We start from the raw sequence: 23,294 nt of genomic DNA, 5'->3' as shown, positions 1-23,294 counted from the left end.
GGCCCAAGGCTTTGTCACACTTTGATTCAATTGGCTTTTCTGCCCTTTTCGGGGCGAGGTGGCTTTGCCGCACGTTCTGCCCAGTTTCGGGACAGGGTCAAAATCCTTTTCATCCGCTGCTGAAACGAAGATGCAATTTCCGCTTGGGAAAGCGGTTAAATTTGGACTAGCGTCCAGTCTAAGGGGATGGACAAGGGGCCTATGCGCGATGCGCTGGAATGATCTGACACTTCGAACACAGATTATGAGTATCGTGCTCGTCAGTTGGACGATTGTTGGCGTGTTTTCGGTTGTCACTGACATGGTTCAGATCCAAAATTCTCGTGCTGAAGAGATCCGACATCGGGGTGATGCTTTCCTTGCTCAGGTCGTTTCGACCCTGGCCCACTTGCCGCCAGACAGCCGCGCCGAAGCAGCGCATGGGTTCTTTCCTGCAGAATGGAGCGTCAGAGTAGGCACGCAGGATGCAGCATCCGAACTGATGGGTGGCCGTCATCGCCCAAAACTGGCTGACTGGCTGAAGGCGCGGTTGGAGCACCGAGGGATAGCCGTCGCGGAACTGTCTGTCGCGGACACGGTCGTTGATGCCAGACACGACCAAAGCGCGTTGCTGCAACTGTTCAAGAGCCACTCAGGAGAGCCTCTGGATCCACAAAGCGTTGACGCGTTTCTGGTCAGCGTTTTCTCGGTTCGGCTCAAGGATGACGATGAATGGCTGAACTGCTACTTGCTTATGAAAAACAAAAGCATCGTACCCTTGGTCGTTGTTGGGTCTATCGACAGTCTGGTCGCGTTGACGCTGCTCTGTATTCTTGCGCTTCTCATTCAGAAAGTCATGCGGCCGCTCAGCGCAATGGCCGTCAACGCCGAGTTGATTGGCCGGGGGGAAGAGGTCGGCCCGCTGATCGAGACTGGTGCTATCGACATCCGCAACACCATTATCGCGTTTAACCGCATGGAGGCGCGGATTGTCTTAGCCCTTGAATACAAGACGACGCTGTTGCGCAGTCTGGGTCACGACTTGAAAGGGCCGATCGAACGCATGAATGACGTGCTGCAAAATGTCAGCCCGGAAGAGACCAAGGATAGGCTTCTCAAACGTCTGGACTCGGTTCGTGAGATTGTCATGTCCGTCACAAGCCTAAACCACGCGACACATTATGACGGCGAGATCGCAAGGATCGACCTGCGCTCGCTGATCGAGGCATTGGTCGATGAACAGGTTGATGCGGGCCGTGATGTAACGTGCCAAATCGAACATCCTGCCATCGTGAGCGGGCGCCACAATGCAATCACGAGGGTTCTGCGGAACCTTCTGGAGAATTCGGTCAAGTATGGGGGTGCCACAAAAGTCACCTTGACCACATCCGGCGACACGGCTGCGATTCATGTCGACGACGAAGGGCCCGGCATTCCGGCTGAACAGCTTGAGACCGCCTTTGAGCCCTTTCAGCGGCTTGGCGCTGAGGGGCCGGGCAGTGGGCTGGGTCTGGCGATTGTCAGAACCATTTTAGTTGATCAGGGGGGTACTGTTACCTTGGAAAACCGCACAGGCGGGGGTCTGAGGGCAAGCGTGTTTCTACCGATTGACAAGCACACCTAGCTGGGTCGGAATATGTAGCCCTGACCCCACACCGTGCGAATGTGATCGGGGTTGGCAGGATCGGCTTCGATCTTGGATCGCAGCCGTTTGATCAGGGCGTCAACACTGCGATCACCGGCACCGCCGTGCTGTCTGGTGCGCGCAACGGCCAAAAGGTCTTCTCGGGTGCAAAGAACGTCGGGGTTTTCGACGAAGAACCGCATGACGCGTGCTTCGCTTGAGGTCAGGGTGATCATGCGCCCATCATCGTGCTTGAGATGCCGTTCGTTTTCGACAAGCTCCCACGGCCCAAATCGGTTCAGGCGTTTTTGACCCTGTTGACCACTTTGACGACGCCGCATGACCGCTCGGATACGTGCCAAAAGCTCAAGGTCGTTGAAGGGTTTGATGATATAGTCGTCGGCACCCAGTTCCAGCAGCGAAATACGTTCTGCATCGTCGTCAACCGAGCTGATCATAATGATCCCGGCATCAAGACGCGCCGCAATTTCTCGACACAGCACCTTACCAGTCGTGCCGGGCATAATGAGATCCAGAAGGAAAAGGTCGTATGTCTCGGCCTCTATTTTTTCCCGGGCCGTGGGTACGTTTGGCACGTGATCGACTTGATACCCTTTGCCGAGCAGGAATTCACATATGTTCTCGGCGAATTCCACATCGTCGTCACAGATTAGTATCCGTTCGTTCATGCCACCGAGCTCATCTGCGACATCGCTCATTCCGTCTACTCCAAAATACGGTGTTCTTCACGGTGATCAGCTTCACCTGAATGGACCAGTCTGATTGTTAGTACATGACCGGCCTTTGGTCTATCAGGATGGGCTCTGTCGCAAACTTCTTTGAAAGCTGTAGAGACTAAACTTGAGAGGCGACTATCCCGCCAGTTGGATAAACTGTCGGAACGGGCCAGGGGGCACTGAAGCAACACTATCAGCGTCTGCAATATGGCGGGTACCTCGTTTTTGTGGAATCTTTTGCAAAAAGCTTCAAAATTGTGTACATATGCTGAGGCAGATGCAAGTGTTTGTGGATTGATGGCGGATTCTGGAAATGGCGGCTCAGAAAAAGGTAATCTCTCCAAGAGAATTGCAGCTAACAGGCGCGTTGCGCCAGTTGGGTGGTCACGCACGCAACATCGAGTTGGCAGAAATGCTGAGTGTTTCGGAAGAAACCATTCGACGCACCATTAAGTCGCTTTCCAAGTTGGGCATCGTAGAACGAAATCATGGGGTGGTACGCTTACTGGAAGAACAGGGTGAAATCGGTTTCTTCCAGCGCTTAGGCGCTTTCACCAATGAAAAACTCAAGGTTGCAAAGACGCTTTCCGCCCTGGTGCCGAACGGCGCAACTGTGTTTCTGGACGTCGGCAGCACAACGGTCTTCGTGGCCGAAGCCCTGAGAGGCAAAAGAAACCTGCTGGTTGTCACGAATTCGATGAATGTCGCGCACAAACTTCTCGAGCATAACGGGAATCGTGTGTTCGTGCTTGGCGGTGAAATGAGAAAAGACGAAATGGGGACCTTCGGCTTTGTTGCTGAAGCTCAGGCGCGTCGCTATACCTATGACAACGCCATCCTGAGCCCGGATGGATTGGACTCCAAATTTGGGTTTCAGTACCAAAGCGCGGTCGAAAGCGAGCTGGCTTCGGTTGTTGTCGAGCGGAGCAGTTCGACGACAGTCGCCATGGTCCACCAGAAATTCGAAACAACTGGACCACATCAGAGTTTTGAGCCGCAATCCGTGGACCAATTGGTGACGGATGCTGCGCCTGGAAAGAAACTGGCAGCAAGTCTTGCGCGCTGGGAAATCAAAACTTTCGTAGACCCGGAATGACATCCCCCTCAGCAAGGCGCGGGCCTAAACTGAGGATGCTTTGCAACGTACAAGCCAAATGAATGCGTGGACTGAAGAATGGCAATACTGACTTTCATAATGCAACTTGCGGGCGCGACGATGCTTTTGCTTTTTGCGGTTCGGATGGTCCGCACAGGGATCGAGCGAAGCTATGGCGCCTCGTTCCAAAGAGTTCTTACACGCAACAATGGTGTTTTGGGTGCAAGCTTTACCGGCATAGTACTTGCAGTGGTTTTGCAAAGCTCAGCGGCTGTCGCGCTGCTGGCTTCCGGTTTCGCCGCCGGTGGGTACCTTTCGTTTTCCGCTGGTCTGGCCATCGTGCTGGGCGGGGATTTGGGCTCGGCGCTTGTTATTCAGATTCTGTCTTTTCGGCTGGACTGGCTGGTCCCGCTTTTGCTGGCCGTCGGGGGGTGGCTGTTTGTCAAGACAGAACGCAAGAAACCGCGCCAGATCGGGCGCATCCTTATGGGGGTTGCGTTCATACTGATTTCTCTGCGCTTTCTCCGCGAGGCGATGGACCCGATCCGCGACAGTGCCTTCCTGCCTGCAATCGCTGATTACCTTGTCCGCGACTACGTGACAGCCTTTTTGGTCGGTGGTGCGTTGGCATTTGTCATGCACAGTTCGGTGGCGGCAATCCTGATGTGTGTGACACTGGTTCAGATCGGAGCGCTGCCATTTGCTGCTGGTTTGTCGCTGGTCTTGGGGGCCAATCTCGGCAGCGCGCTCATCCCGGTTTGGTTGACCCGAGGGATGGAGATCAGCGCCAGGCGCATTCCTTTTGCCAATCTGCTGTTGCGCGGGGTCTGGGCCGTTCTATGCCTGTTTGCCGCCAACCTGGCGATACGATCGGGTTTGCTGGGTTCAGATTACCATGGTCAGATGTTGGTTGGGGCGCACCTGGCCTTTAATGCCGTATTGCTTGTTTTGGCGCTGCCGTTTTGCCGGGCGCTTCAGGCGCCTTTCGAAAGACTGCTCCCCGAGCCCAGACCCATGGTCGAGGCGGACCCGATGGGTCGACCAATCAGCGCACTTGACGCTTCGGCCTCAGAGAATCCCATGCTGGCCGTTTCCGCTTTGAAGCGGGAACTGCTGAGGATGACAGACCTGGTGCAAATGATGTTCACCCCTTTGCTTGAACTCTATCGTTCCGGGACTGAGGAACAGATCAAGGCTGTTCAGGATGTCGATTTGGATGTCAATCAATGCCTGACAGACATCCGCGCTTTCGTGGCCGCTCTTCCTGCTGACAAGATGAATTCCAAAAGCTCGGATATTGCTAGGGATGTTCTGGAATACGCGGTTCGTCTGGAAACTGCCGGAGATGTGGTTGCAAAACGGCTTGCGGTCCTTGCGCTGGAACTCCGGGAATCCGGGAAACAGTTTTCGCGTGAAGGCTGGGCGGAACTGCAGGCAATGCACGAAAAGATTCTGGCAAACATAAAGCTGGCGAGCAATGTGATCATCTCGGAAGATCTGGAAAGTGCGCGTTTGTTGAATTCTGAAAAGACCGAGATCAAGCGCGCCGAACGAGATAGCCGAAAACGTCATTTTCGACGTTTGCAGAACGGTGCGGTTGACAGTTTTGAAACCAGTGACGTGCATCTGGAGACCTTGCGGGCCTTGCGCGAATTCAACAGTCACGTCGCCGCCATATCGACGCCAATTCTTTATTCCAGCGGACAGCTTCTGGAAACGCGCTTGATCGAAACTCTGCCCGCACGCGACCACAAAACGAGTGTTTGAACACAGTTTTTAGAACCAAAGTTCTGAACCCGCGACTGCCGCGCGCCTAAGGCGCGCGAGCCTTTGAGCACATCTCGAAAAACGGCCGTCGATAATACGGCATACGCTGCTTGGATGGGGCGTTTTTTTAGGTGCCCAGACGGTTGAATGACATATTTGCCTAAATTTTCGGCGGAATGGCCAGATGCCGCTGCATTTCCCGCGCGCTTGAAATGTATAAATACAGTTTATGATGTAGTAGAAATTATCGACTTTTCTTGTTCTAGATTTCTGTCAACATTATCCGCGCCGAGAACAGGTAAAGGAAGCGCCACGCAAGAATGGTGCCTACGTCAAAATCTACACAACAGAGGAAGACATGAAAAAAAATACGTCCAAGTTCGTCGCCACTGTCGCGGGCGCCCTGATGGCTACCGCTGCCGCTGCCGAAACTGAATTGACTGTCTATACCGCGGTTGAAGCCGAAGATCTGGCCCGCTATGCCGAAGAATTCAACGCGGTTCACCCAGATATCAAAATCAATTGGGTGCGGGATTCCACAGGCATCATTACCGCCAAGTTGCTGGCCGAGCGCGACAACCCGCAGGCTGATGTGGTTTGGGGTTTGGCCGCGACATCGCTGCTGCTGTTGAAATCCGAAGACATGCTGGAACCGTATGCACCGGTTGGTGTTGAAAAGCTGGATCCCAAATTCGTCGACAGCGGCGATGTTCCCAGTTGGGTGGGTATGGACGCTTGGGTCGCCTCGGTCTGCTACAATACGGTCGAGGCCGAAAAGGCGGGCCTAACGCCGCCGACATCGTGGAAAGACTTGACCGACGCACAGTATCAGGGTCATGTCATCATGCCGAACCCGAACTCGTCTGGGACCGGATTCCTCGACGTTTCAAGCTGGTTGCAGTTGTTCGGTGAAGAAGGTGGCTGGGAATACATGGACGCGCTGCATGGGAACATTGCGCGTTATACCCACTCTGGTTCAAAGCCGTGCAAGCTGGCCGCCGCCGGTGAGATCCCGATCGGGATTTCGTTTGCGTTCCGCGGTGCCAAATCCAAGGCCGCGGGCGCGCCACTGGAAATCATCGTGCCAAGCGAAGGCGTCGGCTGGGATATGGAAGCGACCGCGATTGTTGCCGGGACGGCCAATCAGGAAGCGGCACAGAAACTTGTTGATTTCTCGGTCACAAAAGAAGCCAACGAAATGTACAACGTGGGCTATGCCGTTGTCGCTATGCCGGGCGTTGCCAAGCCGGTTGAACATTTCCCCGACGGTTTGTTGGACGCGATGATCGAGAATGACTTTGAGTTCGCAGCCAATAATCGCGCCGCTATCCTGAAAGAATGGCAGTCGCGCTATGATGGTAAATCCGAGCCCAAAGAATAACCACTCAAGCCGGAGGGGCTTAATGCCCCTCCAACCGCTGGATACGCCTCCCCTAATAATTCATATGACCGACGCGGCGAATTTCTGGCCATTCTTGCGTCATGGCTGCTGCGCAAAGCTCAAGGACCACTCCCCGTGCTCAAGAAAACCTCTCCCGGTGATCTCTATCTGAGTATCCAAGACCTCTGGAAAGCGTTTGGCGAATTTCTGGCCCTCCGGGATATCTCGCTGGACATCAACGAAGGCGAATTCATCTGTTTTCTGGGCCCTTCCGGTTGCGGCAAGACAACCCTTCTGAGGGCGATCGCAGGTCTGGACCTGCAAACCAAGGGTACTGTGATGCAGGATGGCAAGGATGTCTCGAACCTGCCCCCGTCCGAGCGCGATTTTGGCATTGTGTTCCAGTCTTACGCGCTGTTTCCGAACCTGACGATCGAAAAGAACATTGCATTTGGGCTTGAAAACACTGGCCGCAGCAAATCCGAGATTGCTGTGCGCGTGGCCGAGCTGCTGAACCTCGTGGGTCTGCCGGATCAAGGCAGCAAATACCCAGCCCAGCTTTCGGGCGGACAGCAACAGCGGATCGCGCTTGCGCGCGCCATTGCCACCAACCCCGGTCTGTTGCTGCTGGATGAGCCGCTGTCGGCGCTCGATGCCAAGGTCCGTGTACATTTGCGGCACGAGATCAAGGAATTGCAGCGTAAGCTGGGCGTGACCACCGTGATGGTGACACACGACCAGGAAGAGGCACTGGCCATGGCTGACCGGATCGTTGTCATGAACCATGGCGTGATCGAGCAGGTTGGCACCCCGACCGAGATCTACCGCCACCCGTCGAACTTATTCGTGGCCGATTTTATTGGTGCGATGAACCAGCTACCCGCCGTCGCAGGCGATGCCGAGACGTTGGAATTGGGCGGTTCAATCCTGAAATGCGAGCCGCACAGCCTGCAGAAAGGCAACCGGATCGTCGCGGCCGTTCGCCCCGAGGATATCATTCCGCATGGCGAAGGCGCGCGTTCACCGGACGCGCCGGACGTCATCACGACGCCAGAAAATGCGTTTGAGGTGTTGATCACTGAAATGGAGTTCCTCGGTTCGTTCTGGCGCTGCCGCCTGTCGCATCAGATTTTCGGTGCGAAAGAACTGATCGGTGACTTCTCGATCAATGCGGTCCGTCGTCTGGGTCTTGAAGCGGGCGGGCAGATGATGATCGAACTGCCCCGCAACCGTTTGATGGCCTTCACCCCGGCGGAGGAGGGCTGATGACTGACACCACCTCTCTCCCCGCTGGTCCGCTGATCAAGGGCAAGCTGAGCCGCGACGACCTCATCATGCGCGGTGGCATGATGGTCATCGCCCTGTACCTGGTCGTGACGCTGGCGTTTCCACTTTGGGCGATGCTGTCCAAGTCCTTCTCGACCTATCGGATAGAGCTGTCGCAATACGAGTTTCAGGTCAGCGACGACAATGGTGTGTTCAGTGGAACCATCCTGAATGGCACCCAATTGAATACGGAAACCGGGGCCTATACCGATCAGGAACTTTCGACCGGTTCTGACGGGCGGCTCTCGGTTACGCCATTCTTCCCCGATTTCAGTTTCCGCAGTCCGGTGATGTATAAAATCCGAAACACGGTGCCCGATGGTCGGTTCCTGATCGGGTCGAACCTGCAGAAAGGCACGGACTGGGTCGAGCTGGATTCGAATACCTTCCGGCGCGTGCAACTGCGCCCGATAAAAGCGACGGGTGTAGAAAACTTCGCCAACTATTTCTCGACTCCGGCGTTGTTCAACTCGGTCAAGAACTCGATATGGATTGCGATCGTCAGCACGATCATAACCGTCACGCTGGCCTTCTGGTTTGCTTATGCACTGAACCGCAGTTGTATGCGGTTCACGGGCATGTTCCGGCTGGTCGCCATGGCTCCGATCCTTGTTCCCTCGCTGTTGCCTGGCATTGCACTGGTTTATCTGTTTGGCAATCAGGGGATGCTGAAAGAGCTGTTGTTTGGAGCAAGCATCTACGGCCCCATCGGCATCGTCATCGGCTCGGTCTTTTTCACTTTCCCACATGCCTTCCTGATCATATCAACGGCTTTGGCAATCTCGGATGCTCGACTATATGAGGCCGCGTCGAGTCTTCGCTCAACCCCCTGGCGTACCTTCTGGACAGTGACCATTCCGGGCGCGCGCTATGGCCTGATCTCGGCGGCTTTTGTTGTGTTCAACCTTGTGATCACCGACTTTGGCCTGCCGAAGGTAATCGGGGGTCAGTTCAACGTTCTGGCGGTGGATATCTACAAGCAGGTAATCGGCCAACAAAACTTTGAAATGGGCGCTGTCGTCTCGGTTGTTCTGGTGGTTCCGGCGATTCTGGCATTTGCCATCGACCGTCTGGTGCAGTCGAAACAGGTGGCGCTGCTGTCGGCGCGTTCGGTGCCGTATCGGCCGAAACCGCACCCGAAAACCGATCGCATCATGCTGATCTATTGCAGCATGGTTGCCCTGTTTATCGTCGGAATGCTGGCGGTTTGCCAATTCGCCGCGCTGATCAAGTTCTGGCCATATGACCTGAGCCTGAGCCTGAACAACTATCAGTTCGACAAGATGGATGGCGGTGGCTGGGGGTCGTACTTCAATTCGATCAAGATGGCGCTGTTGACGGCGGTGATCGGCACCTCGATCATTTTCTTCGGGGCTTATCTGGTTGAAAAGTCTAACGGCTTCAAAACCGGGCGGGCGCTGTTCCAGATGTTTGCCATGTTGCCGATGGCGATCCCCGGAATGGTGCTGGGTTTGGCTTATATCTTCTTCTTCAACAACCCCTCAAACCCGCTAAACGCAATCTACGGTACGATGGCCATCCTTGTAATCTGCTCGGTAACCCACTTCTATACCGTGTCGCACCTGACGGCGGTGACCGCTCTCAAGCAGATGGATACAGAGTTTGAATCTGTTTCGGCTTCGCTCAAGCAGCCAACAATGAAGCTGTTCGCGCGGGTGACGGTGCCGGTATGTCTGCCTGCGATCCTGGATATCTCGATCTATCTGTTCGTCAACGCGATGACGACGGTTTCGGCGGTGGTGTTCCTGTATTCACCCAAGACGACGCTGGCCTCGATTGCGGTGTTGAATATGGATGATGCGGGCGACATCGCACCTGCGGCCGCGATGGGAATGATGATCTTCTACACCAATGCGGCGGCCCGAATTCTGCACCTGATTGCATCAAAAGGCATTCTGAGCCGCACTCAAGCCTGGCGCAGCCGCTGATGCCGGGCCTGATTTGCCAACCTCCGGGGCTGCTTACACCGCTTCGGAGTTTGGCTTTGTCGCCTGTACCCGCTTGACGAAATCCATAAACGTACGGATGACTTTGACCTCTTGGCGTTGTGAGAGGTAGATCATACTTTCACCCATACGCAGGTCCACGTCCTTAAGTTCAATCTGTCTGAGGCGATCATCGCGGCCAAATTCAGCTTGGGAGACAAATCCGATCCCGGCGCCAGATGCGACCAGTTCGCGCACCGCCTCGCGTCCTTCGGCCACAATAGCCGGATTGAGTTTTGTCTTTCTTCTTTCAGCCTCGTCTTCCAGCTTCTGGCGGGTTTTTGAGCCGCTTTCTCGAAACACCAATGGCAATGTGCCCAACTCGTTGAACCTTAGACTGGTCGTGGCCTTTGGTAACAATTCACTGTTTGCGAAGGCTATGATGCTCGACTCACCCAAATTCAAAAGCGTCATGTCATTGCCAGGAGAGGGGCTGCCAACGATACCGATTTCGGCGTTATAGGCCCTAAGCTCGTCCAGGACTTCGTTGGTATTGCCTGATCTCACAGTAAGCTTGATCAGAGGAAATGCGGCCCGAAAAGGACCAAGGAAATCAGTTAGATGGTGCGCCGAGTCCGCGATGATACGAAGCTCACCTTCTACAGCGGCCTTGGATTCCGACAGGTAATCTTCGATCTGAGCTTCTATCTCAAAATACTGTTTGGTGTATCGGAACAAACGTTCGCCCTGAGGCGTTAGAAAAACGCGTTTGCGTTCACGTTGGAACAGCAACAGGTCGTGTTCCTGCTCCAACCTGCGTACCTGTTCCGAAACAGCCGGCTGGGTCAGAAACAGGACTTCGGCTGCACGGGAAAACCCACCGTGCAAGGCCACATAATGAAACGCTCTCAGCTGGCTATGTCGCATTTTTTCCTTCCTGATTTTCCATAAGTTCTGCCTATGATCAGATTGATTTTAGCGATTTTACATATGGAAATTCGTGATGCAAATGTAGTCCTAAGATGACCTCCCGGAGCGCCAAAATGATCCAATCAGATCCAAAAATCCTGTCGCCGAAACTGGGCGAACCATTTCTTCTGACGCCAGGTCCATTGACGACATCTTATGCTGTAAAACAAGCGATGCTGCGCGATTGGGGAAGCTGGGATGATGATTTCCGCGCCATGACCCGTGACATGCGCACCCGGTTGCTTGCCTTGCTTGGCGAAGGCGGTGACGCCTATGATTGTGTGCCGATGCAAGGCAGTGGCAGTTTTTCAGTCGAGGCAATGCTGGCATCGTTCATTCCGCGGGAAAGCAAGACACTGGTTCTTGCGAACGGGGCCTATGGTCAGCGCTCGGCGCAGACGCTGGAATACCTCGGACGCGATCATCTGGTTCTGGACAAGGGTGATTACCTGCCGCCACGCGGTTCGGAAGTGGCCGAAATCCTCGCCAACGATCCGGCAATCACCCACGTGGTCGCGATCCATTGCGAGACTTCCTCGGGCATTCTAAACCCGGTCGAAGAGATTTCCGAGGCGGTCTATGCGGCGGGCCGGAAGCTGCTGATCGATTCGATGTCTGCCTTTGGCGCTATTGAACTGAAGCCGTCAGAAATCCGGTATGAGGCGATGGTGTCCTCGGCTAACAAATGCATCGAAGGCGTGCCCGGCTTTGGCTTTATCATCGCCCGCAAGGATGAGCTGAAGGCCGCCAAGGGCAACAGCCACTCGCTGTCGCTGGATGTACATGCGCAATGGGCGCATATGGAAAAGACCGGCCAGTGGCGGTTTACTCCGCCGACCCACGTGGTTGCGGCCTTCCTCGAAGCGCTTAGGGCGCATGAGGCCGAAGGTGGGGTTGCAGGACGCGGTGCGCGCTATGCGAATAACCGCGACGTGATTGTCGCAGGGATGCGCGAGCTTGGGTTCGAGACGCTGCTGCAGAACCGCTGGCTAAGCCCGATCATCGTGACGTTTTTCTGCCCTGCGGACGAAAAGTTCGTGTTCTCGCGCTTCTACGATCTGATGAAGGACAAAGGCTTTATCATCTATCCGGGCAAGTTGACTGTTGTGGACAGTTTCCGCGTCGGCTGCATCGGGCAGATGGATGAGCATGTGATGCGGCAGGTTGTTGCTGCTGCTAAGGAAACTCTGGCCGAGATGGGGGTCGCCAGCGCGGCTCCTCCGGCACTCGCACTTAAAGAACGCGCCAAGCTGGCCGCATAAGAAACAAGGACACCCCTAAATGACTATTCAAACCCCCGTGACGGCGAACGAGCGCGTTTATCCTGCCCCCAAAGTCCCCGCCATTGCCATCTGTCTGGACGGGTGCGAGCCGGATTATCTGGATGTGGCTATCGCCAAAGGGCTGATGCCGACGCTCAAGCGTATCCGCGAAACCGGCACCGACCGGCTGGCGCATTCTGTGATCCCGTCCTTCACCAACCCCAACAACCTGTCGATCGCCACCGGTCGCCCGCCGATCGTGCATGGGATTTGCGGTAATTTCCTTTACGACCCGGAAACCGGTGAGGAGGTGATGATGAACGATGTGCGCTTCCTGCGTGCGCCAACCATCTTCTCGCAATTCTATGAGGCGGGTTATCGCGTCGCAATGGTTACTGCCAAGGACAAACTGCGGGCACTGCTGGGCGCAGGCCTGAAATTCGACGACGACCGCGCGGTTGCCTTTTCTGCTGAACGCTCGGGCGAAACCACCAAGGCAGAACACGGCATCGACAATGCTAGCGCCTGGCTGGGGATGCCGGTTCCGGAAGTGTATTCCGCCGAGTTGTCGGAATTTGTCTTTGCCGCCGGTGTGAAGCTGCTGAAAGAGATGCGCCCGGACGTGATGTACCTGTCGACCACCGACTATGTGCAGCACAAGTTCGCCCCGGAAGAGCAGGGCGCGCTGGATTTCTACGCCATGTTTGACAAGTATCTGGCGCAGTTGGATGAAATGGGTGCCGCCATTGTTGTGACCGCCGACCACGGCATGAAGGCCAAGCACGAACCGACCTCGAAAGAGCCGTCGGTCATCTATATGCAGGACGTGTTTGACGACTGGCTGGGTGAGGGCAAGGCCCGTGTAATCCTGCCGATCACCGACCCGTATGTGGTCCATCACGGTGCGCTGGGATCGTTTGCCACGGTCTACCTGCCCGAAGGTGCCGAACGTGCCGAGGTCAAGGCCAAGGTGGCTGCACTTCCTGAGATGATGGAAGTGCTGACCAAGGAAGAGGCGGTTGCCAAATACGAACTGCCCGCCGACCGCATCGGGGATCTGACCATGGTCTGCACCGGAGGGATGACCATCGGCACCTCGGCGGACCGGCACGATCTGGCGGCCCTGGGCGAGCCGCTGCGCAGCCATGGCGGCTTGACCGAGCAGGAAGTGCCCTTCATCGTCAACCGCGTGATTGATCTGGGCAACGCGCCCGATCTGCGCAACTTTGATGCGTTTTTCTACGCCACGACAGCGGCGGCCCAGTAAGCCATGAAAGATCAACCGATGACAGAGATCAGAAATGAGGGGATGCGCATCGGCGGCGAGATCGTCTTTACCGACGAGACGGTGCCCGTTCTCTATCCTTACACCAACGAAGTGATCGGCCATGTCCCCGCGGGCAAGGCCGAGCACGCCCGCAAGGCGTTCGAAATTGCGGCGAATTACGAATCCAAGCTCACCCGGTACGAACGCAGTCAGATCCTGCAACGCGCCGGAGAGTTGATCGGCGAGCGGCGCGAATACCTGGCCAAATGGCTGGTGCTGGAGCTGGGCATTTGCCACCAGCACGCGATCTACGAGACCAAACGCGCGCAGGATGTCTATCAGTTCGCCGCCGCCGAGGCGCTGAAGGATGATGGCGAGATCTTCTCGTGCGACCTGACCCACAATGGCAAGGATCGCAAGATCTTCACCACGCGCGAACCCGTGGGCGCGATCAGTGCGATCACGCCCTTTAACCACCCGCTGAATATGGTCAGCCACAAGATCGCGCCGTCGATTGCCACCAACAACTGTATGGTCTGCAAACCGACGGAACTGACACCGATGACCTGTCTGACATTGGCGGATATTCTGTACGAGGCCGGTCTGCCGCCCGAGATGTTCCAGGTGGTCACCGGCTGGCCGCAGGATATCGGCGACGAGATGATCACCAATGACAAGATCGACATCATCACCTTCACCGGCGGTGTTCCGGTCGGCAAGATGATCGCGGCCAAGGCGGTCTACAAACGCCAGGCGCTGGAACTTGGGGGTAATGATCCCCTGATTGTGCTCAACGATCTGACCGATGCCGATCTGGATAAGGCTGCGACCATTGCCGTGGCCGGTGCCACCGGCAATTCGGGCCAGCGCTGCACCGCGATCAAGCGCATTCTGGTTCAGGACAGTGTGGCGGACAAGTTTGTTCCGCTGGTGTTGGAAAAGGCCAAGAAGATCAAGTTCGGCGACCCCCAGGACCCCGAGACTGAGCTGGGCTGCGTGATCCATGACAAGGCGGCGGAACTATTTGAGAACCGCGTCTACATGGCCGAAAAAGAGGGTGCTGAAATCCTTTATCACCCCGGTCGTCAGGGCGCGCTGCTGCCGCCCATCGTGGTCGATAAAGTGCCCCATGACAGCGAGCTGGTGATGGAGGAAACCTTCGGCCCCATTATCCCCATCGTCCGCGTGCCCGACGATGATGATCAGGTGATGGCGATCTCGAACTCGACCGAGTTCGGCTTGTCCTCGGGTGTCTGTACCAACGACTTGAACCGTGCGATTGCCTATATCAACGGCCTCGACGTTGGCACTTGCAATATCTGGGAGCAACCCGGCTACCGCATCGAAATGTCCCCCTTCGGCGGCATCAAGGACAGTGGCAACGGCGTGAAAGAAGGCGTGATCGAAGCGATGAAGTTCTTCACCAACGTCAAAACCTATTCGCTGCCGTGGCCAAGGTAAGGGAATTAGAGAAACCAGAATTTCTACCCAGCTCGCGGGGCTCCAAACGGGGCCTCGCGCATTTGACTTCACCGGATGCGAGCCAGAATCGAGGACCATATGTCAGTCAGCATTACCCACACCGAAGGTGAGTCCAACACCTCGGATGCGCGTAGGTCTTGGTTAAAGTCGTCGATTGGCCCTCGGTCCGCGCCGTTGCTGAAACGGGATTCCGATGCGTTTTTGCATCAAAGCCTGTCCAGCCCCTGCGTCAGCACCATCGCCAAGGCAGAAGGTATCTGGATCGAAGATTTGGATGGCCGCCGATACATGGATTTCCATGGCAACTCGGTCCATCACATCGGCTATGGCCATCCGCGTCTGGTCAAGGCGATCAAGGCACAGTTGGATGACCTGCCCTTTGCCCCGCGCCGATTTACCAATGATCCTGCGGTGGAACTGGCGGAGAAGTTGGCCGAGATCGCGCCCAGTGATCTGGGCAAAATCCTGTTCACAACCGGCGGATCGGACGCCAATGAGGTGGCGCTAAAAATCGCGCGGGCTGCGACGGGCCGGTTCAAGACCGTCAGCTTTTGGGACGCTTTTCACGGTGCAGGTTTTGGTGCGGCCTCAGTCGGCGGAGAGGCCACGTTTCGCAGCCATATCGCAGGCCCTTTGATGCCGGGGGCCGAACACGTCGCACCCTTCGCCTGCTATCGCTGTCCGTATAACCACGCCGGGCCTGAAACCTGCGGTCTGGCCTGCGCCAAGATGGTTGAATTCGCCTTGGAACGCGAAGGCGATGTTGCCGCCGTGATCGCGGAACCCATGCGCGCGGTGCCCTATGTGCCCCCGGTGGGGTTCTGGAAATCGGTGCGCGAGGCTTGCAACCGGCATGGCGCGCTGCTGATCATGGATGAGATTCCGACCGGCCTGGGCAAGACCGGTAAGATGTTCGCCTTCGAACATGATGAGATCGTGCCCGACATCGTGACCCTTGGCAAAGCCCTTGGCGGAGGCATCCTGCCCATCGCCGCTTGCATCGCCCGCCGCGATCTGGACGTGTGCGGAGACTTTGCGATCGGGCATTACACGCATGAAAAAAACCCGGTCACCGCGCGTGCCGCTTTGACCACGATCCAGATCATCGAAGATGAGGGCCTGGTCGACCGGTCGGCCGAACTGGGGGCCCACGCGATGGGGCGGCTGGAATCCGAGCTGGCTCAGGTTGAGATCGTAGGGGATATCCGGGGCCGTGGCTTGATGTTCGGGGTCGAGATTGTCAAAAGCCGCAGCACCCGCGAGGCAGACAACGCCAATGCCGAACGCATCTATTATGATTGCCTCAACGGCGGTGTAAGCTTCAAGATCAGTCAAGGCTGCGTGCTGACGCTTTCTCCGCCGCTGACCATTTCGCGGAATGATTTGGATCGCGCGCTGGATACCGTCATTGCGGCGATAAAGGCGCAAGCTTGACTCTCTCGATTGTGCTGATCGTTTTGACGGCGGCAATTCTTCACGCGTCCTGGAACGCAATCGTCAAGGGCGCACCTGACAAAGCCATCGTTCTGGGGTTGGTGTCGCTGGGTCACGCTATTCCGGCGTTGTTTGCACTGCCTTTTCTGGGCTTTCCGGTCTGGGCGGCGGTTCCGTTTATCGTCGCCTCGACCCTGATCCACTGGGGGTATTATTGGTTTTTGAACGCCGCCTACAAACATGGCGACTTGTCGGTGGTCTATCCGATCTCACGCGGAATAACACCGATCCTGGTTGCACTGGGCGCGATCTTCTTCGCAAATGAGTTTCTTTCGATCGGGGCGTGGATCGGGATTCTTTGTATTTCTGTGGGTATTGGATTTCTGGCTCTTGCCGGATTGGGTAAACATACCAACTGGATCGCAATAGCGGCAGCGCTCGGCACCGGGCTGATGATTGCGTCTTATTCAATTGTTGATGGAATAGGCATAAGATTGTCCGAAAACACACTGGGCTATATCGCGTTACTGTTTGTTGCAGAAATATTCGTTGCCTGCTTCGTCTTTACGACTCGTTGGCAAAGACTTGTAGCTATGCCCAGACACTTCGTTTGGGCTGGTCTGGCTGGCGGGGTAATATCGGGACTGGCGTATGGTCTTGTTTTATATGCCAAGACGTTTGCACCTTTGGGCATGGTTTCCGCACTGCGCGAGAGTTCTGTAGTCTTCGCCGCCATAATCGGCGTTATGTGGTTTGGCGAAGGGCCTAAATCCAATCGACTTTTTGCGGCGATCACCGTTGCCATTGGAATTGTCGTTTTGGCGTTTTCGCGGTGATGGTCAAAGGTCTGTTGACCGTGCCTTTGGATCATAACATGGCGGCAAAGATCGACTGGCGCTCGATTTCGGCGCCAAGGTGTTCGGATATGATCAGTCCGGCATGCGCGTCACTGTGCTGAAGAGTTGTTTGTTAAAATAACGTAAGGGATTTGCCGGTCCGCCCAACGATTAAACGCAGCCACGGCTGGCTCTATCGGGTCGTCTCCTCTGTAAGGGACGCCATCCAAATCGCTAATAATACCGGTTATCTTTGTCTTGGCGGCCATATGGGGACTTCCGTATCTCGGTGCTGTACTGGGAAAAGACGTCACTTTTTCATAACCAGAGCATAGATCGAGACAGCGACCGTGATCGTAAGACCATAGATCAGTTGGGTGTAGAAGCCTTGCACGCCCATTGCGACGATACCGGCCTCAAGCGATCCGATGATCAGGATACCCACGAAGGTTCCATACATCGACCCGCGCCCGCCAAAGACCGATGTGCCTCCGATAAACACCGCCGCTAGCGCGGGTAACAGGAAGCCATCGCCGGTGGTGGGCCAGAAATAAGTGACTTCGGACAGCAGGAAGACTGCGGACAGGCCCGACATCGCCCCCATCAGTATATAACAGGTCATGCGGGTTCGATAGACCCGGATGCCCATCATCTGAGCCGAGCTTTTGTTGTCGCCGACAAACAGTACATGGCTGCCGAACACATGGCGTTTGTAGATTGCGATCATCAAAATGGCGATAAGGCAAAACCAGACGAACTGCATCGGGATCTGCCCGAACAGGCGGCCGACCAGGACATCGTAGAACACGCTGTCACGCATCTCGACCAGCGGGATGCCCTTGCCTTGCGCAAGAACATTCACCAGACCGCGCCACAAGAACATGGTGCCGATGGTGGCCACAATCGAAGGTACGCCGATGCGCGTAATCAACAGGCCGTTCAGCGCACCACAGATCATCCCGGTTCCGATGCAAGCCAGAAAGCTGATTGGAATGCTGCCGGTCATCGTAAAGACAGTTGCAAAGACCCAAGCCGCTACGCCCATGACCGAAGGGAAGGACAGGTCAATCTCACCCAAAGTTACGATGAAGGTCGCGCCGAGCGCCAGCAGACCCATGTATGGCAGGGTCGACATGAACGAGCGGTAGATGTCGAAGTGCAGATAGACCTCGGGCGCGCCGATCAGGTACATGCCGAACAGCAGCATGGCGATGACCGTGATCGCCACGTCGATGGGATTGCGCGCCATAGCGACCGACAGGCCGGACTTTTCCGGGGTCGCCGCAGGATTGTGCATTGAACTGTCCATGAACTGCGCGCTCCTTCAGTGTGTTTTGATCTGGCCGGTCTGGTGCAGGTCCACCATGATGTCGATCAGTTGTTCGCGACTAATCTGATCTTTGGTAAACTGTCCCGCGATCTTGCCCCGATCCAAAATCACGAACCGGTCCGCGACCGAATAGACATGCAGGATGTTGTGGTCGATCAGGATGGCCGATTTGCCCTGTTCGCGGATATTGCGCACGAATTTCAGAACCTTATCGGTCTCTTTCAGGCTGAGCCCCATGGTGGGTTCATCAAGGATGATCAAGTCAGCCTCGAAAAACAGCGCGCGCGCAATGGCCACGCCCTGTTTCTCACCCCCCGACAAACCGGCCACCTCACTGTCCGTAGTGATGGCGCGCGACGTGAATCCCATCCGCTCGCGCAGCAACTGCGCGGCTTCGGCGCGCTGGCGTTTGACATCCATAAACCCCAAGCGATTCCGGATCTCGCGCCCGGCAAAGACGTTCCGCCAGATTTCCTGCTGATCGGCGAGGGCGCGTTCCTGATACACGGTTTCCACGCCACGGGTCCGCGAATCCTGGACCGAGCGCATGTTCACATGTTCGCCCTTGATATACACCTTGCCTTTTGTGGGGTGGTGGACACCGGTCATGACCTTAATGATTGTTGATTTCCCGGCCCCGTTATCCCCGACCAGGGCGACAACCTCGCCCCGGTTTATGGTCAGGTCGATGCCTTTCAACACATCCACACGGCGAAAGGACATGTGGATGTTCTCAAGGCTCAGCAAACTGTTCGATAGGTCCATCTCTGTCGTTATTCCACTAATGGCCGGAGGCGCGGCATACGCACCTCCGGCATTTTTCAGGGATCAGCGAATTGCGGCTGCCGCCAGTTCCGAAACCGGTCCGACATTGGTTTTGGTGATCATTGCAGCGCCAGTGTCGATATTCATGCCCGCGAAGCCGAATTTCTTGGACAAGAACATCTGAACGATAGGCAAATACCCCTGTAGGAACGGCTGTTGGTCCAGCACCATAGTGATGTAGCCGTCTTCGATACCTTGCGCGGTAGCGGCAGAGAGGTCAAAGCCTGCCATACAGATCGAGCCAGCGTCTTTCCCCGCCGCTTTCATATAGGTCGGAACCAGGGCGGTTAGCGCACCATGATCTACCACAACGCCTTTCAGATCGGGATTCGCCGCCGCATATGCCGCAAAAACTGGAATTCCTTGCGAGGCATCCTTTGAAATATCGGGGTTAATTTCAAGGTAATCCACATCGACCCCGGCCTCTTCGAGAACCTCGATCGAGCCTCGGGTACGTAGCCCGCGCTGTTCCATGCTCAGAAGGCCCCAGACCAAGACCTTGTCACCAGCGCCAACACCACATTCGCGGATCATTCCCGAAGCCAGATTCTGACCTGAGCTGTAATTTTTCGAACCCACATAGCCAAACCCATCAGCGGTATATTTGGCTTCGATGTTGGGCAGGTCGACATTCTGCGTTGTAACCAGAATACCCGCTTCGCGCGCCTGCTCTATGAGCGGAGACAGGGCAGATTCGCCGGGATGTCCCATGACCGCGATGCCGTCCGGGCGGCGTGCGACGGCTTCTGAAAACTGCCGGACCATTTTTTCCGAGTTCCAGTCGGACCAGACATATTCGACATCGCATCCAGTGTGTTCAGAGGCCATGACAGCGCCGTTATACACCACAGACGCAAAGGTTCCTCCTTCTGGACCTCCGGGAAAGAAAACGAAATTCAATCCTTCACATTCTTCAGCAGCAGAGGAAGAAGTCGCCGCAAGAGTCGCCAGTGTTAGTCCGAAAGCCGGTGCCAAAAATCTGTTCATAGTTATCCTCCCAGATACCTCGTGCGGCACTTTTGGCGCAGTTTCGATCGCACCTCGCCGACACGAATATTCGACCGAGCGTGCAAAATAGGAATTGGTGGGTCAAAGCATATCTGAATTTATTACGTATTGTGAAATATTTTTCAAAAGAGCATTGTTGATCCCTGACGTCCTACGTGGGTTTAAGCCAGCCTTAATGGTGACGGTACTCCTCTTGAGTATGATTGAAAAAAAATTCAGCAAAAACAAAAAATTTCATAAAGCTGTTGACGAGCGTTTCGGCTGCCCTCTAAAACGACATTACTGCAATAACACGCAATTAATGAAATTTCTTGCAATTGCCGCGTAATGGAGGAAGACTACGAGGCAGGTGCAGGGACACGCTCTTGGGAGGAGTTCTATGAAGTACAAGAAAATCAATGGGTTTGTTGCATCTGCCGCAATTGCAGTTGCTGGTGTAGCGGCGGCTCCGGCACAGGCCGAAGGCATCATGTGTGAGCCGGGCGAGACCTATATCATGAACGTCATGGTTTCGGGTCACCCCTATTGGGTGCCGGTCTATCAGGGCTTCAAGCAGGCCGCCGAAGCCTTCGGATGCGAGACCGTTTTCTCGGGAACCCCGGATTACGACATCACCAAGCAGATCGCCTCGTTCGAGCAGGATCTGGTGAAATCGCCTGCGGGAATTCTGCTGCACCCGATGCAATCTGACCCGTTCATCGAGCCGATTGACCGCGCCATCGACAACGGCACCGAGATCGTGACCTTTGCCGCCGATAGCCCGAATTCCAAGCGGACCGGTTACATCACTTCGGACAACCATGCCGAGGCAAAATTCGCAGCGGAAGAAATCGTCAAGCAGGTAGGCGACAGCGCCGAGTATGCGGTTCTGGAGAACCCCGGCCAGTCGAACCATGACCTGCGCGTCACCGCGCTGATTGCGTATATGGAGGCCAACTATCCGAACATGAAACTGGTGGGCCGTCAGGCGACCAATCAGGACAGCAACGCGGCTTACCGTGCGACGGCTTCGATCATTCAGGCCAATCCGAATGTCGCGGCGATCTGGATCCCCGAAGCGGGTTCTGCCGAAGGCGCCGTGGCCGTCAAACTGGAAGCTGAATCGGACATCCTGATCATGCATGCGGACGTCACACCCACCACGTTGGAGCATATTCGCGCGGGCAACATCCACATGTCGCTGAACCCCAACCAGGGTGTGCAGGGCTTCATGGGCTTCATGGCGGTGCACCTGGCAAACCGGGCGGACATCTTTGATCCGTTCAACGACTGGCAGACCAGCGGATTCAATCCGGTTCAGATCCCGTTCATGGACAATGGCTTTGCGGTCATCACCAAGGACAATGCCGACAGCTTTGATCTGAACGTCTACATGGAAGGCCGCGACCCGGCCTGATTGGGAATAAGCTTCTCCCCGAGGACCGCTTGCCGCCCAAAGATTTCTTCTAAGGTGAGCGGTCCTCAACTCTAAGACTTAGTTAGCCAAGAAATGAACATCGTGATGCAGGATGTGATCCTCAAAATCGAAAACCTCAGCAAGTCCTTTGGCCCGGTCAAGGCGCTGCGCGGGGTAAATTTCGAACTAAAAAAGGGTGAGATTCACGCGATTGCAGGCGAGAATGGCGCGGGCAAGTCGACACTAATGAATGTGATCGACGGGATTTTGCAACCGGACAGCGGGGATATTGTGCTGGACGGTAAAGCGGTCAAAATCTCGTCGCCCACAATGGCACAGCAACTGGGCATTGGTTTCGTCCATCAGGAAATCGCCCTGTGCCCGGATGTGTCGGTGGCCGAGAATATATTTATGGCCACCACGAATGTCAGCCGGTCGTGGCTGATGGACTACAAGAAACTGGAACGCGAGGCGGTGGATGTATTTCGCCAACTCAGCGATATCGATCCTTCGGTTCTGGTGAAAAACCTATCTATCTCGAACCAGCAACTGGTCGAGATTGCCAAGGCCCTGACGCTGGATTGCCGCATTCTAATTTTGGATGAGCCTACAGCCGCACTCACGGAAACCGAGGCACAGACCCTGTTTGGGATCATGCGCAATCTGGCGGATCAGGGAATTTCGATCATCTACATCTCGCACCGGATGGTCGAAATTTTCGACAATTGCGACCGCGTGTCGGTGTTCCGCGATGGGCAGCACATTGTCACAAATGATGTGGCCGACATTCAGCCCAGCGATGTCGTCAATGCGATGGTCGGCCGGGTGATCGATAACCTGTATCCCGAGAAGGCCGCCGAGGGCGCGATTTCGGAGGAAACCGTCCTCAAAGTTAAAGGTCTATCCGAAGTGACGCGGTTTCACGACGTCAGCTTTGAGCTGAAGAAAGGCGAGATTCTGGGCATCGCGGGATTGATTGGTGCCGGACGAAGCGAGATCGTCAAAGGTATTTGCCAGCTTGAAGGGGATGTTACAGGGGACGTTTGGCTCAATGGTGAAAAGTTAGCGCTGCGCAACTATCAAGACAGCATCGCCAAGGGAATGGTGTACCTGTCAGAAGATCGAAAAGGCGATGGCGTATTCCTCGATATGTCGATTGCGTCGAATGTGTCAGCCTTGAAGGTGGAACAAGTGGCGGGGCCGCTCGGGTTGATTCAGACCGGCGCCGAAGAGGCTCAGGCCGAGGCTTTGGGGCGTAAACTGAACCTGAAATGCGGATCGTTGAGTGATCCTGTTTCGTCCCTGTCTGGGGGGAACCAGCAAAAGGTGGCAATCGCCAAGATGCTCTCGGTCAATCCGCGGCTGATCTTTCTGGATGAGCCGACCCGAGGTGTCGACGTGGGCGCGAAATCGGAAATTCACAAGATTCTGAGAGACTTGGCAAACGATGGTGTCGGGATCGTGGTGATCTCGTCCGAGTTGCCCGAACTGATTGGTGTCTGTGACCGGGTGCTGGTGGTGCGCGAAGGGCGTATCAGCGGTCAGGTTACGGGTGAAGAAATGACAGAAGAAAACATCATGCATCTGGCTTCGGTCACGGACGCGCAGGCCTCGGTCGCATGAGTGGAG

The 23,294-nt window shown here is 55.6% G+C and carries 19 protein-coding genes; 13 read left to right on the top strand and 6 right to left on the bottom strand.

Annotated elements, in window-relative coordinates:
* The first annotated feature begins 244 nt into the window (after positions 1-244).
* Positions 245-1,603 carry an ATP-binding protein gene (locus RUESEDTHA_RS19215; protein ID WP_180888279.1) on the top strand — a complete coding sequence of 453 codons (1,359 nt, stop codon included), beginning with the start codon at positions 245-247 and terminating at the stop codon, positions 1,601-1,603.
* On the opposite strand, the gene RUESEDTHA_RS19210 is transcribed toward RUESEDTHA_RS19215, so the two are convergent.
* A complete protein-coding gene (locus RUESEDTHA_RS19210; RefSeq protein WP_180888278.1) occupies positions 1,600-2,322 on the bottom strand; it encodes a response regulator in 723 nt (240 codons plus the stop codon). The two genes, RUESEDTHA_RS19215 and RUESEDTHA_RS19210, sit on opposite strands and share 4 nt — an antisense overlap.
* Positions 2,323-2,653: 331 nt before the next feature.
* On the opposite strand from RUESEDTHA_RS19210, the gene RUESEDTHA_RS19205 reads away from it, so the two are divergent.
* The 5 genes from RUESEDTHA_RS19205 (at position 2,654) to RUESEDTHA_RS19185 (ending at position 9,859) form a co-directional block, all read left to right on the top strand.
* The gene (locus tag RUESEDTHA_RS19205; protein WP_180888277.1) at positions 2,654-3,436 is read left to right on the top strand and encodes a DeoR/GlpR family DNA-binding transcription regulator; all 783 of its coding nucleotides are present in this window, start codon (positions 2,654-2,656) and stop codon (positions 3,434-3,436) included.
* Between the two features lie 78 nt (positions 3,437-3,514).
* Positions 3,515-5,203, top strand: coding sequence for a Na/Pi cotransporter family protein (locus RUESEDTHA_RS19200; protein ID WP_180888276.1), 1,689 nt, complete (start codon positions 3,515-3,517; stop codon positions 5,201-5,203).
* Between the two features lie 358 nt (positions 5,204-5,561).
* Positions 5,562-6,584: a putative 2-aminoethylphosphonate ABC transporter substrate-binding protein gene (locus tag RUESEDTHA_RS19195; RefSeq protein WP_180888275.1), complete on the top strand. Its 1,023-nt coding sequence runs from the start codon at positions 5,562-5,564 to the stop codon at positions 6,582-6,584.
* A gap of 135 nt (positions 6,585-6,719) precedes the next feature.
* Positions 6,720-7,850 carry a putative 2-aminoethylphosphonate ABC transporter ATP-binding protein gene (locus tag RUESEDTHA_RS19190; protein WP_219635909.1) on the top strand — a complete coding sequence of 377 codons (1,131 nt, stop codon included), beginning with the start codon at positions 6,720-6,722 and terminating at the stop codon, positions 7,848-7,850.
* Positions 7,850-9,859, top strand: a complete 2,010-nt coding sequence (locus RUESEDTHA_RS19185; protein WP_180888274.1) for a putative 2-aminoethylphosphonate ABC transporter permease subunit — start codon at positions 7,850-7,852, stop codon at positions 9,857-9,859. The genes RUESEDTHA_RS19190 and RUESEDTHA_RS19185 overlap by 1 nt, the downstream gene beginning before the upstream one ends.
* A 33-nt stretch (positions 9,860-9,892) precedes the next feature.
* On the opposite strand, the gene RUESEDTHA_RS19180 is transcribed toward RUESEDTHA_RS19185, so the two are convergent.
* The gene (locus tag RUESEDTHA_RS19180; protein WP_180888273.1) at positions 9,893-10,783 is read right to left on the bottom strand and encodes a LysR substrate-binding domain-containing protein; all 891 of its coding nucleotides are present in this window, start codon (positions 10,781-10,783) and stop codon (positions 9,893-9,895) included.
* A 116-nt stretch (positions 10,784-10,899) separates the two neighbouring features.
* Between RUESEDTHA_RS19180 and RUESEDTHA_RS19175 the strand changes: the two genes are divergently transcribed.
* The 5 genes from RUESEDTHA_RS19175 to RUESEDTHA_RS19155 all read left to right on the top strand — a co-directional run bounded on the left by RUESEDTHA_RS19175 (position 10,900) and on the right by RUESEDTHA_RS19155 (position 17,106).
* Positions 10,900-12,087, top strand: coding sequence for a 2-aminoethylphosphonate--pyruvate transaminase (locus RUESEDTHA_RS19175; protein WP_180888272.1), 1,188 nt, complete (start codon positions 10,900-10,902; stop codon positions 12,085-12,087).
* 19 nt (positions 12,088-12,106) lie between these two features.
* Complete coding sequence (phnA, locus tag RUESEDTHA_RS19170) at positions 12,107-13,354, top strand: phosphonoacetate hydrolase (RefSeq protein ID WP_180888271.1); 1,248 nt, start codon at positions 12,107-12,109, stop codon at positions 13,352-13,354.
* Between the two features lie 18 nt (positions 13,355-13,372).
* The gene (gene phnY / locus RUESEDTHA_RS19165; RefSeq protein WP_254449275.1) at positions 13,373-14,815 is read left to right on the top strand and encodes a phosphonoacetaldehyde dehydrogenase; all 1,443 of its coding nucleotides are present in this window, start codon (positions 13,373-13,375) and stop codon (positions 14,813-14,815) included.
* Positions 14,816-14,914: 99 nt separating this feature from the next.
* On the top strand, positions 14,915-16,270 hold the full coding sequence (locus RUESEDTHA_RS19160) for an aspartate aminotransferase family protein (protein ID WP_180888270.1): 1,356 nt from the start codon (positions 14,915-14,917) through the stop codon (positions 16,268-16,270).
* Positions 16,267-17,106 carry an EamA family transporter gene (locus tag RUESEDTHA_RS19155; RefSeq protein WP_180888269.1) on the top strand — a complete coding sequence of 280 codons (840 nt, stop codon included), beginning with the start codon at positions 16,267-16,269 and terminating at the stop codon, positions 17,104-17,106. Before RUESEDTHA_RS19160 ends, RUESEDTHA_RS19155 begins: the two co-directional genes overlap by 4 nt.
* A 110-nt stretch (positions 17,107-17,216) precedes the next feature.
* Here the strand turns inward: RUESEDTHA_RS19155 and RUESEDTHA_RS21075 are convergent, their stop codons facing one another.
* The 4 genes from RUESEDTHA_RS21075 to RUESEDTHA_RS19135 form a co-directional block, all read right to left on the bottom strand.
* Complete coding sequence (locus tag RUESEDTHA_RS21075) at positions 17,217-17,375, bottom strand: hypothetical protein (protein ID WP_180888268.1); 159 nt, start codon at positions 17,373-17,375, stop codon at positions 17,217-17,219.
* A gap of 41 nt (positions 17,376-17,416) precedes the next feature.
* On the bottom strand, positions 17,417-18,415 hold the full coding sequence (locus RUESEDTHA_RS19145; protein ID WP_180888267.1) for an ABC transporter permease: 999 nt from the start codon (positions 18,413-18,415) through the stop codon (positions 17,417-17,419).
* 15 nt (positions 18,416-18,430) lie between these two features.
* Positions 18,431-19,201: an ATP-binding cassette domain-containing protein gene (locus tag RUESEDTHA_RS19140; protein WP_180888266.1), complete on the bottom strand. Its 771-nt coding sequence runs from the start codon at positions 19,199-19,201 to the stop codon at positions 18,431-18,433.
* 63 nt (positions 19,202-19,264) lie between these two features.
* Entirely contained in the window at positions 19,265-20,248 is a 984-nt protein-coding gene (locus tag RUESEDTHA_RS19135; RefSeq protein WP_180888265.1) for a substrate-binding domain-containing protein, read from the bottom strand.
* Between the two features lie 400 nt (positions 20,249-20,648).
* Between RUESEDTHA_RS19135 and RUESEDTHA_RS19130 the strand changes: the two genes are divergently transcribed.
* Together RUESEDTHA_RS19130 and RUESEDTHA_RS19125 are read left to right on the top strand one after the other, a co-directional pair.
* Positions 20,649-21,665, top strand: coding sequence for a substrate-binding domain-containing protein (locus tag RUESEDTHA_RS19130; protein ID WP_180888264.1), 1,017 nt, complete (start codon positions 20,649-20,651; stop codon positions 21,663-21,665).
* Positions 21,666-21,770: 105 nt separating this feature from the next.
* The gene (locus RUESEDTHA_RS19125; RefSeq protein WP_180888263.1) at positions 21,771-23,288 is read left to right on the top strand and encodes a sugar ABC transporter ATP-binding protein; all 1,518 of its coding nucleotides are present in this window, start codon (positions 21,771-21,773) and stop codon (positions 23,286-23,288) included.
* Positions 23,289-23,294 lie beyond the last annotated feature (6 nt).

The sequence above is a fragment of the Ruegeria sp. THAF57 genome (assembly GCF_903914075.1).
GTDB lineage: Bacteria > Pseudomonadota > Alphaproteobacteria > Rhodobacterales > Rhodobacteraceae > Ruegeria.
The sequence above is the reverse complement of the archived record's forward strand: the minus strand, read 5'-3'. Positions and strand labels throughout refer to the sequence as shown.